This window comes from Arthrobacter sp. MMS24-T111 (assembly GCF_054888995.1).
Map to the genome: position 1 here is coordinate 2,587,502 of NZ_JBTZRO010000001.1, position 14,357 is coordinate 2,601,858.

At 59.3% G+C, this 14,357-nt stretch carries 9 protein-coding genes and 1 pseudogene; 8 read left to right on the forward strand and 2 right to left on the reverse strand.

The window, feature by feature from the left end:
- The first annotated feature begins 15 nt into the window (after nucleotides 1–15).
- On the forward strand, nucleotides 16–1,482 hold the full coding sequence (locus ACX5I6_RS12170; protein ID WP_018760216.1) for a sensor histidine kinase: 1,467 nt from the start codon (nucleotides 16–18) through the stop codon (nucleotides 1,480–1,482).
- 153 nt (nucleotides 1,483–1,635) lie between these two features.
- Here the strand turns inward: ACX5I6_RS12170 and ACX5I6_RS12175 are convergent, their stop codons facing one another.
- Nucleotides 1,636–1,884, reverse strand: a complete 249-nt coding sequence (locus ACX5I6_RS12175) for a WhiB family transcriptional regulator (RefSeq protein WP_003804966.1) — start codon at nucleotides 1,882–1,884, stop codon at nucleotides 1,636–1,638.
- A gap of 230 nt (nucleotides 1,885–2,114) precedes the next feature.
- Here ACX5I6_RS12175 and ACX5I6_RS12180 point away from each other — a divergent pair, with 230 nt between their 5' ends.
- Nucleotides 2,115–2,603 carry a hypothetical protein gene (locus ACX5I6_RS12180; RefSeq protein ID WP_461840636.1) on the forward strand — a complete coding sequence of 163 codons (489 nt, stop codon included), beginning with the start codon at nucleotides 2,115–2,117 and terminating at the stop codon, nucleotides 2,601–2,603.
- Between the two features lie 345 nt (nucleotides 2,604–2,948).
- Here ACX5I6_RS12180 and ACX5I6_RS12185 read toward each other — a convergent pair whose 3' ends face one another.
- A complete protein-coding gene (locus tag ACX5I6_RS12185) occupies nucleotides 2,949–6,767 on the reverse strand; it encodes an FtsK/SpoIIIE domain-containing protein (protein ID WP_461840637.1) in 3,819 nt (1,272 codons plus the stop codon).
- 181 nt (nucleotides 6,768–6,948) lie between these two features.
- Between ACX5I6_RS12185 and ACX5I6_RS12190 the strand changes: the two are divergent.
- From ACX5I6_RS12190 to ACX5I6_RS12215, 6 genes and pseudogenes are all read left to right on the forward strand, one after another.
- Nucleotides 6,949–7,119, forward strand: a pseudogene (locus ACX5I6_RS12190) (DapH/DapD/GlmU-related protein); the annotation flags it as partial.
- Nucleotides 7,120–7,268: 149 nt separating this feature from the next.
- Nucleotides 7,269–8,456 carry a UDP-galactopyranose mutase gene (gene glf, locus ACX5I6_RS12195; RefSeq protein WP_461840638.1) on the forward strand — a complete coding sequence of 396 codons (1,188 nt, stop codon included), beginning with the start codon at nucleotides 7,269–7,271 and terminating at the stop codon, nucleotides 8,454–8,456.
- Nucleotides 8,453–10,474 (forward strand): glycosyltransferase, encoded by a 2,022-nt coding sequence (locus ACX5I6_RS12200; protein ID WP_461840639.1) that lies wholly within the window; start codon nucleotides 8,453–8,455, stop codon nucleotides 10,472–10,474. The genes glf and ACX5I6_RS12200 overlap by 4 nt, the downstream gene beginning before the upstream one ends.
- A gap of 2 nt (nucleotides 10,475–10,476) precedes the next feature.
- A complete protein-coding gene (locus ACX5I6_RS12205; RefSeq protein WP_461840640.1) occupies nucleotides 10,477–11,328 on the forward strand; it encodes an ABC transporter permease in 852 nt (283 codons plus the stop codon).
- Nucleotides 11,329–11,348: 20 nt separating this feature from the next.
- On the forward strand, nucleotides 11,349–12,083 hold the full coding sequence (locus tag ACX5I6_RS12210) for an ABC transporter ATP-binding protein (protein WP_461841707.1): 735 nt from the start codon (nucleotides 11,349–11,351) through the stop codon (nucleotides 12,081–12,083).
- Nucleotides 12,084–12,092: 9 nt separating this feature from the next.
- Nucleotides 12,093–14,315, forward strand: a complete 2,223-nt coding sequence (locus tag ACX5I6_RS12215; protein ID WP_461840641.1) for a hypothetical protein — start codon at nucleotides 12,093–12,095, stop codon at nucleotides 14,313–14,315.
- Nucleotides 14,316–14,357 lie beyond the last annotated feature (42 nt).

Sequence of the window (14,357 nt, forward strand, 5' to 3'; positions counted from 1 at the left end):
GCAACTGGAGGTGCAGTGGCAATCTTTACGGACCCCATCAGGGAACACGCTGATTTCGGGCCGGGCGATGCCGAATGGCTGCACCTTCTGGTGGGGGACTGGCAGATGGTCGCGGACTTGGCATTCGCCGACCTGGCACTGTGGTTCCCCCACCCGGAGCTTGGCTATGTCGCACTGGCCCACGTGCGCCCTTCCACCACGCATACCGCGTTCCACAGCGACTTCGTGGGGGAAGGGATCCGCTCGGACCTGCAGCCGCTGGTGGATAAAGCCTGGAACAGCCGCTCCATTGAGCGGTCCAGTGAAACCAACTGGAACAGCGAGATGGCGCTTCGGGTGGAGGCGGTCCCGATGGTCCGGAACGGGCGGACGCTTGCGGTGGTCACCACGCATATGGACCTGTCCAGTTCGCGGATGCCGTCCCGGCTGGAGCTGACCTACCGGCAGTGCGCGTATGACCTGCTGCGAATGGGCACCCTGGGATTGTGGCCGGACTTTGCCTCGCCCACCGGTTCGCGGCGGGGCGCACCGCGCGTGGGCGATGGCCTGATCCGGCTTGATGCCGATGGTGTAGTGCAGTACGCCAGCCCCAACGGTGTCTCCGCGTTCCGCCGCCTTGGCGACGGGGAATCCCTGGAAGGGCGTTCCCTTGCCGAGGTCACGGCCGGCCTCCTCAAGGACCGGCGGATGGTTGACGAGACCCTGCCGCTCGTGGTGACCGGGCGGATGCCGTGGCGCAGCGAGATCGAATCCCGCGGTGTCAGCCTGTCCCTGCGTGCCATCCCCCTGCGCGATGAACAGCAGCGCTTCGGTGCGTTGGTGCTCTGCCGGGACGTCTCGGAACTGCGGCGGCGGGAAATGGAGTTGGTGACTAAGGACGCCACCATCCGCGAGATCCACCACAGGGTTAAGAACAATCTCCAGACGGTGGCTGCGCTGCTGCGGATGCAATCCAGGCGGATGGTGAGCGATGAGGCAAAGCAGGGACTGGAGCAAGCGATGCGCCGTGTGGCCACCATCGCCCTCGTGCATGAGACCCTGTCGCAGGGCTTGACCCAGAGCGTTGATTTTGACGAACTGATCGGCCGCCAGTTCAGGCTGTCCGCCGAGGTTGCGTCCCCCTCACAGCAGGTACGGACCGAACGCTCCGGCACGTTCGGTGAGCTGCCCAGCGACCTGGCCACACCGCTTGCCCTGGTGATCAACGAATTGGTGACCAATGCCGTGGAGCACGGTCTTGAGGGAAGGGCCGGGACGGTGTGGCTCCTGGCCGACAGGTCCGAGGGGGAGGACGGCGAGGAACTGACGGTAACCATCGCCGACGACGGTGTGGGGCTCCCGGAGACCCCGCACGTTGAGGGGCTTGGATTGCAGATCGTGCGGACTTTGGTCACCAGTGAACTGGGCGGCACCATCACGTGGGAACGCCGGGAGGGCGGCGGAACCGAGGTCAAGATCAGGCTCAGCCTGCACGGGAAGTAGGCCACGGACCACGGACCACGCCGGGACCGTACGTGCGGATATGCCACCCGGCGTGGAGGGGGAGGAAACGACAGAGGCCCCGGGTCGATCCTTGGGATCGATCCGGGGCCTCTGGTTGTAACGGTCCGTTTGACGGTGCCGGCTGCAGGCCTTCTAGGAGGCCCGGCGGGCGCGGGCGGCACGCCGCTTCAGGGCGCGGCGCTCATCTTCGCTCATACCGCCCCAGACGCCGGCATCCTGGCCGGATTCCAGGGCCCACTGGAGGCACGTGTCCACTACGGGGCACCGGCGGCAGACGCTCTTGGCTTCCTCGATCTGCAGGAGGGCCGGGCCTGTATTTCCGACGGGGAAGAACAGTTCCGGGTCCTTGTCGAGGCACGCTGCGCGGTTACGCCAATCCATGCTGATCAGTTGCTCCATTTCTGGGAAGTGCCCTTTGTGAAATTATTCACTAGTGGCTACAAAGGAAAGGGGCCCTCTGGGCCCCCTTGGTCATCTGCATCAAGCCTGTCATGTTAACGCTGTGTAAACAAGGGGTAATAACGCCTGATATCAGTGGAAACCTGAGCGATACATCACAGTGGCGGCTCCTGCCCTCACCAGTGTCCGACTATGTCCGGTAGGGTGCCAGTGTGTCAAGACCCCCGGTAAACCCAGCAGGTGTCCCAGCGACCCCGGACGAGCCCGGCAACGGACCCGTCCGTCCGTCCGATGAGCATTCCACTGCCGCTCCCGTCGCTGCCATCGTGGTGGCGCTGATTGCCGGCGCCGAAGCCCTTGCCCTGCTGGCTGCTGCAGCCTGGTACGGGTACGAGCTGTTGACCGGCAGCCCCGTGCTCTCCTTCTGGGGAGCGGTCTTCACCCTGGGCCTCCTGCTGGCCTTTTCCGCCTGGCTCTTTGCGGTATCCGTCTTCCTCTACCGCGGGTACCGGTGGACCCGGGCAGCGGCGCTGGTGGCCCAACTGTTCGTCCTGACCATTGGTGTCCCAACCCTGACCAGTGGCCTGGTCCTTGCGGGGGTGGCAATGGTGGTACCGGCCGCAGCCGCCATAGTTCTCCTGTTCTCCAACAGGGTGATCAGCCACGCGTCCCGAACCGGCAGTCCACCCCCTGCTCTCTGACGTCCCTGCATCAGACGCCACTGGTTCGTTCCCTGTAAACGTCCGGACTGGGTAACGAACGCCCGGATTTGGGGCAACGGCGGGGAAGGCCGACAGTTCAGGGTGCGGCGCCTGCCCACCCAACCTGCAGGGCACACGACCGGCCCTCGGAAATCAGGATGCCACGGCCCGACGGTGGATTAGCCTCCACCTCAAACCGGACCCCGAACAGGTCACCATCGGCTATCGTCCGTGGGCACATCAGAAGTCCGAGGCCGGCCGCCCGGGCGTTCATGATCAAAGGAATGCGTTGCGGCAGCAAGGGGCTGTACCTTGCGGTGACCACCAGCGAATAGCCCAAACCGTTCAAGCGGCCCAGGTCCTTCGCTGCCGGCGGGTCCAGAAGGTCAACATCGTCGACGAGCAGCAGCGTGTCGGGGAAAGGTCGCCGGCCTCGGCCTCCTCCAGCACGCCTCGCCAAAGGTTTCCGGCTTTCATGTGCAGCACCGGGCTTGAGTAACCTCCCTTGCTGGAATTGAGTTTCTTCATAGCGTGCAACACGTTGCTTTTGCCACTTTCGGGACCGCCGAGGACTGCCATCACGCCGCCGGCTGGAATCCGGACGGCGAATGCATCGAGCTCGTTGCCCGCCACGCCCAGCAGGACGGCCCGGGGCTGAGCGGTTCCTGCGGAGGCCTCTGCAGCGCCTGTTTGCCCGTTCCCGGCACCAGTCCGGAACGCTGTTGTGCGCTCGGCACGTGCCGTGACTTCGCCGGTCGTGATCATAGCCGGGAGGGGTTCGACCCTGAAAGGCGGTGATGCGGCAGGCACGCCGTCCCCGGAGGGAGAGGGATGCCCATGGCCAGCGAGGGAATGCCGGTAGAACTGGCAGACCGTCGGGCCGCCAGCGGCTGCCGGGCCAAATGCCACAGCCCTTCCCGACACGGGGGAAACGGAGGGCATCCGTGGCCATGCGGCGCGGCTCTCTTCGGTGGAGCCGAACGGAAAATAGAAGCGGTTGGGGATGGATGCGTAGAACCTGGCTGCGGTCAGTTCGCGTTCACCGGAAACCAACAGTGTTATTCCAGCCCTGCCCCCGTCGCGGGCGAGGTCCTGGACCAGGTCTTCGGCCCAGGCCAATGGGCCGGACCGGAACGCTGAAACCCAGGAGCCCCAGCCAGACACAATGAGAACCAGGGGGACGTCTCCCACAGCCGGCCGGCTTAGTCGCCTCCCGAGTTCGAGGGTAAGGCGTTCCAGGATCCGGGCGCCCCGGCGCAACTCGTGGATACCGGCGAGGGCCCCGGTCCGGCCGGCGTGCGCGAAGGGCAAAAGGCTTCCCGTACCGTCCAGGAAATAGAAGTGGGCTTCGGACGGGCTGGCCATCAATCTCCCGGCCGTCAGTTCCAGGGCTTCCGGCGCGCCGGAGGTGGAACTGCCCAGGAAGGCGGCATGCCCGTGTTTGGCGCGGTTCCAGGTGAGAGTCACCACCTTCTGCTTCTGGGGCAGATCCATCAGCCCCAGGTGCACACTGCCTTCGTCGCCGCCAGGTCCAGCGGACATCGACCTGGCCGCCGGGTATCCGTCGGGTGAATAATCCTGCCCCGGTTCTTCCAGGTCTGCAGGCAGGGGAGGAGCTACCGGTCTCCGGGGGGCCCGTTTTCCATACGCCGCGCAAAGTGATTCCACGAGTGACACCAGGGGAGCCGCCGCCGTGGCCGGGGTTGGCGCCGGGTTCGGCGGGGATGGGTCCGTTGCTTTCCGGGGAGCCAGGTACGCCGTTGTCGGCTGGATGACGACCGGACCGTGCAACTGATCCTCGGATATGGGCGACAAGGACGCGGCCTGGAACTCTTCGGCAGGTTCCGCGCCGCGTGCGAGGAACGCACGGCCCGGGGTGTCTACTCCGATGGCCGCCGCGGCCTTCGAATTGACGATGTCTACTGACTCCATGTCCGACTGCACGCGGAGGGCAATGCTGGAGGTGACGTTTGCCCGGATGTCGGCCGTCAATGCACCTTGGGGCCGTTGCGTGGCCATCACAAGATGGATACCCAGCGACCGCCCTATGGAAGCGATCCGCAGCAGCTCACGGAGCACTTCCGGAGCATCGTCAACAAGCATCCTGAACTCGTCGATGATGATCACAAGGTGGGGGAGGTCGAAGTCCTTCGCCGCGTGCGAGGACCGGTACGCTGCCAGGTCCGGTACGGCGGCTGCCGAGAGGTGCTCCTCACGGAGCCTGACTTCTGCCCGCAGCGACACCAGGGTGCGTTCCATTTCGGCGCTGGTCAGGTCGGTTTGAAGTCCGACACAGTGAACCAAGCCGTGGAGTGGACCCAAGCCGGAGCCACCTTTGAAATCGACGAAGAAGAAGTTGATTCGCTCAGGAGGGTAACTCAGGGCGAGCGCCAGGGTAAAGGTCCGGAGCAATTCCGATTTTCCTGATCCTGTGGTGCCTGCAACGAGCACATGGGGACCGTCGGCCTGGAGATCCAGGGTCCTTGGGCCGGCCTTACCCAGGCCCAGCGGCACCGCGAGCCCCGGCCTTTGCGCAGCGGCTTCCCAGCGTCTCGCGGTCTCGGCCGCCGACATGGGCAGGATCTCGCTGAGTCCGACGGTGGCCGGAAGCGAGCAGACGTGCCCGTCCTCCCGTTTGGGCGCCTTCGCCAGGCGTCGGCAGAGCGTGGTGAATACTGCCTCCGGTATAAGGTCCGGAACAAAGACCGGCTTGTCGTGGTCAAGGAGCATGACCGACCTGCGCTCGGACAAAAACACGTCAGCTGACGGGGATTCGGTGTGTTCCGGAAGGAAATGAAGAACCTGCCAACCTCGTTCCACAGCGGCTTCACGGACTTTGACGTCGCCCTCGTCCGCCGGCTCCGTACTGCGGATCAACAGGACATTTCGCTCTGAACCTGAGGGCCCACCTCCTTCGATGACCCGGAGGGCGGCATCAGTTGTTCCGGTGAGGATTGCCCTGGGAAGATACCGGGCGGCCAACGGCAGGTTCTCCGGCCGGCCGTGGACGACCACCCCCGTCGTGTCAGCCAGGGGGTACCCCGCAAGTTGCATGATGAGTGACCGGATGGCGCCGTCTGTACCCGCGGAAGAGCCCGCAATGAAGGTGAGCGGCCGACGCGGGTCAAGGACGACAGGGACCCGCCCAACCGGGTGAATGGACTCGACGGCGCGTGCCGGCTCAATCCGGACATTGGCGGACTGTTCCATTTCGCCCAACCTCAGCCACACGCCGTCGGACGCCGCATGGGGAACGGGCGTCTGGGTGCTTCCGTGCGCTGCCAGGGAAACGAGCGCAAGGGACGGGGCGCACCGGCGTCGGCGTTCCCTGTCCTCCCGCACTGCCGCTTGGACGGCAGCCGCCAATTCCTGCCTCTGGCGCCGGCCGCCGATGACGGGCACGAGAACAGAAAACGCGGACGCCGCCGAGAAGGCAAGGAACATCCACATCCCGGTAAACACAGCAAGCCCCACGCCAATCGCCAGCGGGAGAAGTGCGGCAAGCAGCAGCAGCGCGCGGTTGCCGGCCTCAGCCCCGCCGGAGACCACGATGGGTTCGGCCACGGATTTTCCGGCATCGGCCAAGACCCTCTCCGACTGGTCAGAAAACACCAGAGACATGGTGGACTGCCCGCACCTGATATCGGACTCGGTGGAGATGGCAGTGTTACGGATCCTCTCACCATCGACGTAGGTGCCATTTGCACTGTCCAGGTCGATCAGGATGATATCCGTGTCCGTGACAACAAGGCGTGCGTGCTCGCGCGACAACTCCGGATCCGGGATAACAACGCGCGTGCCGCTCCGACCTATGGTGTAGCTGCCTCGCCGGAGCGGTATGACTGTTCCCGCTGCGGCGCCGCTGTGAATGGCGAGTGCCAGCGGGCCCGCGGCATCAGCTGCCCGCGGACGACGCGGCCGTTGACCTGACGGCGAGGTGCCGCCGTCGACAAGAATGGCCGCGCTTACCAGCGGCGGAATACCGGCAACCAACGAGCGGAGATCCTGTCCGTCCACAGTCACCGGCCCGGTTCCGAATGTCGTCGACAACTGTTCGTTGATGTCCGCTCCCGGCGTGCCGGGCGGAGCCTCGATGCAAAGTTCGAGAGGAGTCCGGAGACATGGGGAGCCCGGACCACCAACCAGGGTGCAATGCAGGGTCATGGGTGCCAATCCTTCGTGCGTATTGCGTCACGCTATCCATGAAGGGAAAGCATGGGGAGCCGTTTCGGGCTCTATGTGGAAAACCCCGTCTGGATTGTCCTGCTTGCACGCCGGGAGCTTGGCTAGGATCGCTACACCCGGTCCCTCGAAAAGCGGGCCGTGAGCAGCAAACGAGACTCCTTTGGGCACCATCGCGGACAGTGCTGACGTTGATGCAGGCGCAAGTATCGGGGCGGGCACCAAAGTGTGGCATCTGGCGCAGGTCCGGGAGGGCGCGCGCCTGGGGGAGAACTGTGTCGTGGGTCGCGGCGCCTACATCGGCCCCGGCGTGGATTTGGGGGATAACTGCAAACGGGATGGGTTTCTGCAGCCGGCTTGAGGTCGGATGTGCGACGGACCACAAGGCTGGGCGGATTCGACGGACGTTGCGGTCCCTCGGGTAGGCTAGAGCAGCAGACAATGCGCAACATTGCGCTGCCCGCATTCGAACCAGGAGATTTTGTGACCGCTGACCTCGTCATCGTAGGGTCCGGCTTTTTTGGCCTGACAATCGCAGAACAGGCCGCCACTGAGCTCGGCTTGAAGGTGGTCGTCATCGACCGTCGACACCACATCGGGGGCAATGCCTACAGCGAAAAGGAAGAGCAGACCGGTATTGAAATACACCGGTACGGCGCCCACCTTTTCCATACCTCGAACGAACGCGTGTGGGAATACGTCAACAGGTTCACTACCTTTACCAACTACGTGCACAAGGTGTACGGCGTCCACAAAGGGGAGGTGTACTCCCTGCCCATCAACCTGGCCACCATCAACCAGTTCTTCCGGGCCAACCTCACCCCAGGCCAGGCGCGGGACCTCATCCAGGAACAGGCCGGCGAGCTGGCGGGCACCGATCCCCAGAACCTCAACGACAAGGGCATCCAGCTGATCGGCCGTCCCCTGTACGAGGCCTTTATCAAGCACTACACCGGGAAGCAGTGGCAGACGGACCCCAAGGACCTGCCGGCGGGCATCATCTCCAGGCTGCCCGTGCGCTACAACTACGACAACCGGTACTTCAACGACAAGTACGAGGGCCTGCCCACCAACGGTTACACCGCGTGGATCGAGAAAATGGCCGAACACCCGAACATCGAGGTGCGCCTAAATACCGATTTCTTCGACGAATCCCACGAATACAGCAAGAACAAGGTTGTCGGCAAGATCCCCGTGGTCTACACCGGCCCGGTGGACCGCTACTTCGACTACGCTGAGGGCGACCTCTCATGGCGCACCATCGACTTCGAAGAAGAAGTCCTCGATGTTGGTGATTTCCAGGGCACGTCCGTCGTTAACTACAACGACGACGACGTCTCCTACACCCGCGTGATCGAACCGCGCCACTTCCACCCCGAGCGTGACTACCAGACCGAGAAGACGGTCATCATGCGGGAGTTCTCACGATTTGCCGAAAAGGGCGATGAGCCGTACTACCCCGTCAACACCTCGGCCGACAGGGAGCGACTGCTGAAGTACCGCGACCTCGCAGCCGCGGAAACGGACGTCTTGTTTGGCGGCCGGCTGGGCACCTACAAATACCTGGACATGCATATGGCCATTGGATCCGCGTTGAGCATGTTCGGTAACAAGATCCGTCCGCACTTCGAAAGCGGCGTGAAGCTGGAAAGCGGAGGTGTTGACGCATGAGCAAGCAGGTTCTCCATGCGGGGAAGGCGGCAGAAACTGTGGCTACGCCAATCACAGCATCTGGAGATCGCCCAACGCGCGTTGTTCAAAGAGTGGTCTTCCCCGCAGACAAAGATCTTGACGTTCTTCCTCTGTATATGGACTCAGGCGACGTGCCTAACAGCCCACTAAGGGAGGATCTTCCAAGGGAAGCGACGGTTCACATCCAGTCGTCCGGAACGACGCTTCATCCTGATGACCTCCTGGGGAGGCGCTCGGTACGGGTTCGTCCTGGCCATCGTCTGTCGCTGGGATCATACTTCAACGCATTTCCTGCTGCATATTGGCGAAAATGGACTACTGTTTCCGCTGTTACGCTTCGCGTCCAGACGTCTGGCTCCGGCTCTCTGGTGATTTACCGCTCGAATGCCCGGGGTGTGACTCAACGCGTGGAATCGTTCCGCGTTAGCGGCAAAGAAACTAACGCACATCAACTGTCCCTGGCGCAGTTTGGAGACGGTGGCTGGTACTGGTTTGATTTGATCGCTGACGCCGATGGAATGACGCTGATTTCGGCAGACTGGGCTGTGCCCGATAACGGGAAACCATTGGGCCGGCTTAATATCGGCGTCACAACCTATAATCGAGCTGACTATTGCATTAACACAATCGCAACCGTAGCCGCCGATAGCGACTTGCGCGGAATTATCCATGAGATGATTGTGGTGGACCAAGGCGATAAAAAAGTAAGTGATGTTCCTGGGTTTGGTGAACTCGCTGCCGAAATGGGGAATCAGTTGCGGGTCATCGACCAGGCTAATCTGGGCGGCTCTGGTGGTTTTTCGAGATCCATGCTGGAGACAGTAAAGGGTGGAGTAGCAGACTACGTTCTCCTTCTCGACGATGACGTGATGGTCGAGACGGAGGGCATCCTCCGATCTTCATCGTTTGCTGATTTCTGCCGGGTGCCCACGATCGTCGGCGGACACATGTTCGATATGTTTGATCGATCGGTGCTCCATGCATATGCAGAGTCCGTCAATCTGTGGAAATTCCTTTGGGGTCCAAGCGGAGATTTGTACCACCGGCACAATCTGGCCAGCCAGAACCTGCGCGCTACGCCTTGGATGCACCGGCGATGGGATGTCGACTTCAATGGCTGGTGGATGTGTCTGATTCCCACTGCCGTTATCAAAGAAATTGGCCTGTCTCTTCCTGTCTTCATCAAGTGGGACGATGCGGAGTACGGACTTAGGGCGAAAGATGCAGGATACCCAACTGTATCTATGCCGGGAACGGCGGTCTGGCATGTTTCCTGGATTGACAAAGATGACTCAGTTGACTGGCAAGCATATTTTCACGGTCGCAACCGGCTAGTTGCGGGACTAATTCATTCGCCCTATCCCAAGGGTGGCGACCTGCTTCGGCAAAGCCTTGCAACGGACGTAAAGCACATATTCTCCATGCAGTACTATGCGGCATCCGCCCGAATCTCCGCTATTCACGATGTTCTCAGTGGACCGGGACACATGCAGCAAACCATAGCTAAACGGGCTTCTGAAGTTCGTGCCATGAAAGGTAGGTTTCCGGACTCGGCAATGCAACAGGACCCGGCCGCATTTCCGCAGCCGCGACGAAGAAGGCCACCGAAAAAGGGCAAGGAGCCATCGGCCCCCAACCTCTACGCCTTGGCGCCTTGGTTGGCCAAGACGTTGATCAAACAAACGGTAATTCCAGCCTCCGAACTGTCTGTGCAAAATCCAGAAGTAGCCATTGCTCACCAAGACAGCAAATGGTGGCGATTGTCTCAGTTGGATAGCGCTGTGGTGTCCAACGCCGACGGAACTGGGGCGTCTTGGTACCAACGTGATGCGTCGAGGGCTCGAACATTGTTGCGTGAGAGCATTTTGCTCCATATGCGTTTGCGCAAGAATTGGGAAAGACTTCAGGAACAGTATCGCAATCACCTCGCTGAAGTGACTTCAATTGAGGCTTGGGAGGCCACCATTCAGCAGGCATCGAAGGGGAGCGCTCACTAAAGATGAGTTCTGATTTGATCGTCGCCGGGGCGGGTTCTGGCCTCATCGATGTGTACAGAAGGCGTTATCTTCTGCGCTTGTTGGTTGCTAAAGAGCTTACCGTCCGTTATCGCGGTTCGATACTCGGGATTCTTTGGTCTTACGTCAAACCGGGTATTCAGTTTGGTGTTTTCTATTTTGCGCTTGGTGTTTTCTTGGGGCAAAGCAAAGGCACGGAAAATTATGCGGTCTATCTTTTTTCTGGGATCATTTTGATAAATTTTTTCTCCGAGGCTCTTTCGAATGCGTCGCGTTCGATGGTTGCTAACGGAGGTCTGATCAAAAAGATATACCTTCCGCGTGAGCTTTTCCCTGTTGCATCCGTCTGGGTCGCCGCTGTGCACTTTTTTCCACAGCTCGCCGTCCTGCTCATTGCTTGCTTCGTTACCGGCTGGAAACCGAACATCCTGCAGATTCTCGTAGCTGTTCTCGCATTCCTTCTCGTAGCATTGCTCGCGATAGGACTGGGACTTCTTTTCGGTGCAGCAAATGTGTATTTCCGTGATGCCGAAAACCTAGTGGACCTACTCCTGATGATCGCAACTTGGGCATCTCCAGTACTTTACGTGTGGACACAAGTTCGTTCGGCACTGGGCCAGACATTTGCGTTTGTTTACCAAATGAACCCATTGACCATTGCAGTCGAAGTGTTCCATTTCTCTTTCTGGTTTCCTACGACGGAGGGCACGGCGGAACTGCCCCCCCACTTACTATCTATTTGGCTTCCTGTCGGGTTGCTGGTTGCCGTAGTCGTCGTCATGGCCGGTCAACTGACTTTCCGACGCCTTGAGGGCCGATTCGCTCAGGAGCTGTAGAGGTGCACGCATTGCAAACCATGGATACTGTCGCGATTCATATCGAAAACATCAGTAAACAGTTCGTTCTGAGGCATTCCCGCTCACTAAAGGAGACTGCCGTTTGGCTGCTGAAGGGGCGCAGGGGTGACTTATCTGAAAAATTTCACGCGCTGAAAGACGTCGAGTTGACTATAATCCGGGGCGAGACCGTAGCACTCCTCGGATTCAACGGTTCTGGCAAATCAACATTATTGAAACATATTTCTGGTGTTATGCTCCCCGATTCTGGAACTGTTAGAACTCGTGGCAGAGTCGCCGGGCTCATTGAGGTCGGTGCCGGCTTCCATCCCGACCTCACCGGTCGTGACAACGTGTTTCTCAATGCGGCAATTCTCGGTATGTCCGAAGACGAAGTCGAGGAACGTTTCGATTCGATTATCGAATTTTCGGAAATCGGGCAGTTCATTGACACTGAGGTTAAATTCTACTCCTCTGGGATGTATCTGCGGCTGGCCTTTTCAGTAGCGGTTCATACAAACCCAGAAGTTTTTCTGATCGATGAGATTCTAGCGGTGGGAGATGAGCCGTTCCAGCGCAAGTGCATCGACAAGATCCAAGAGTTGGCCCGCGACGGGAAAACCTTGGTGGTCGTTAGTCACGATCTCGATCTGGTTTCTCGCATATGTGAGCGTGGCATAGTACTCCAGCATGGGACCGTAGTATTCGACGGTCCCATTCGGGAAGCCGTCAGTCGGCTTCGAAATGAAGTTTAGGAGCATCCGTTGAGTACAGCGGTAAGGCAGACAGCCAGTCCAAGTAGTGAGACTGGTGGCCAATTCAGATCCCGCCGCAGACTCACTAACGCCCGTCTGGAAGCGGCGTTCGCTTCTGCCTCAGTCCTTCTCACTGCGCTTGCTTCCTTAATCCCACTGCTGACCAATTCTCGTTTCTATTTTTACGATGACACTCAGTCGGGTGCTTTTGGAATTTGGTTTGAAATCGGCGAGAAGCTCCGCTCTGGAGAATGGCCACTCTTCAGCGACCTGGGCTGGGGAGCCGGTAATTACACGGCTGAAGGTCAGTGGGGACTATGGAACCCGTTGATAATGCTCATTGGGTTGGGGGCGAGCACTACCGGTTCTCCCGTATTGTTCACGACAGTATTAAAAATCTCTTTACTCTGTTTACTTTCGTTAGGTAGTTTTCTCCTATCCCGCGAATATGGGGCCAATAGGACGTGGGCGCTGACTACCGGCCTCGCTGTTCCGCTGACTGGCTTCACCGTATATATGGATGCTGCCTCCTGGGTGACGGGCTTGATGGTCTTTGCGTTTCTTCCACTCAGTTGGTATGGCCTGAAACGAATCGTTGACGGCCGTAATCCATTTATTGGCCTCATTTCTGGTTACTTGCTGATCACCATTGGCTATGTGCACGGAACATTAATGCTCAGCCTTGTAGTATTGGGATTGCTTCTCGAGGTTTGGAAGTGCAGGAGCATTGCCGGCCTCTATAGGATTCTTGGCGCTGGTTCTATACTGGGACTCGTTGCCGTAGCCGTATACCTGCCCGGAGTACTCACTGCGCCGGTCACTGCACGTGAGTCTGGTGTCCTAAACACAGGTTTCCTTACACCTGACTTGACTGGTTTCGCCAGTTCTTGGATTGGAAGTGGGCTCCCTCAGGTGTCGGGATGGTGGGGTTCATTTTCGCCGGTTCCACTTCTCTACATAGCCTGGTTTCTCCCGTTAATAGGCTTAGTTGAATTCAAGCGCGCACGAATAATTATCGGTAAGGTGCGCGGCGTTTTGTTTTTTGGCATTGTTTCTTTGGGTCTTGTTCTCGGCCCAAGCGACCTCGGCCCACTCAGATTTCCTGTAAGACTTACGCCGTACGTGTCCTTGGCAGTGCTGATTATTTTGTCAGTATTGCTGAGCAGATCGCGTGTTCATCTATTAACGCGTGCTCGTGTCGTCGGTATGGCATCGTTGATGGCGGCGGGCACATATTTTGCCTGGGCGCAGATTCCCAATCCGAGTGTCCATCTGAAATTTGCCGCGTTGGCCGCTGTTGGCTTAGCTCTTGTCGTTTGGCTTCTCTACGGTCGCAAGAATATTTTGTGGCTACGAATGAGGCAGCTTCCGTTGCTAGTTATCGTGGGCATCACTCTGGTAACTGCCGTCGGACAGCATCACTACTTCAGATCCACGCCGTTACCGGATTTTGGACTCCCCGATGGTGTCGAGGCTTTTCGGCTTCCGTTGCAGAAGGCCGAAGGGATGACTTTTGTTTCCGGGAATCCGGCTGCTCTGGGTCCTGTGGTGTGGGACGAAACGTTACTAGCGAATTCTTGGTACCTCAACGACCATCCGGTGCAAAATCTGTATACGCCAATCATGTTCAAGACGTACGCCGAGGATTTATGTCTTGACCCACATGGGTGGACGTGTCCTCTTGCCGGCCCGAAGCTCTTCACAGAAGATGAGATGACCGGAAAGCCACTCGTTGATCTACTTTCGATCGACTCAGTTCAGTTGATACGTGAGCCGTCAGACGCAGGAACCAGCAAACTTCAGACACAGGCTGTTCCGCAAGGATGGCACGTGGCGGAGATAACTGACAATACTGTGCTCTGGGTCAGGGATAACCCACGCCTGGATACCGGAAATGTTGTATGGGAGAGTGACGGTGTAAAACTTACGACCGTCTCTCAGGACAGTGGTAAAGCGGTATTCCGGGTTGACGCGCTGCCGGCGAGCGGCGGTAAAGCAGTCCTAAGCAGATTGAATTGGCCGGGATACTCCGCCTCCGGGGCAGTGCTGTCCAGCCCGCTTCGAGGCTATTTGGTTCAGCTGGACCTGTCGGGATCGTCTGTAGGATCAGAAATCACGATTGAATTTCATCCACCCGGATGGGTAGTAGTGCTTGCTTGCATGATTGTCGCATTGCTGCTTGGGCTTTCTTGGGTGGTGGGCTATACCGGTCGTCGCTTTATGCGGCCGTGAGAAATACATGCCGCTGGGAATATTCGCCGTAAGTTTGAAGCG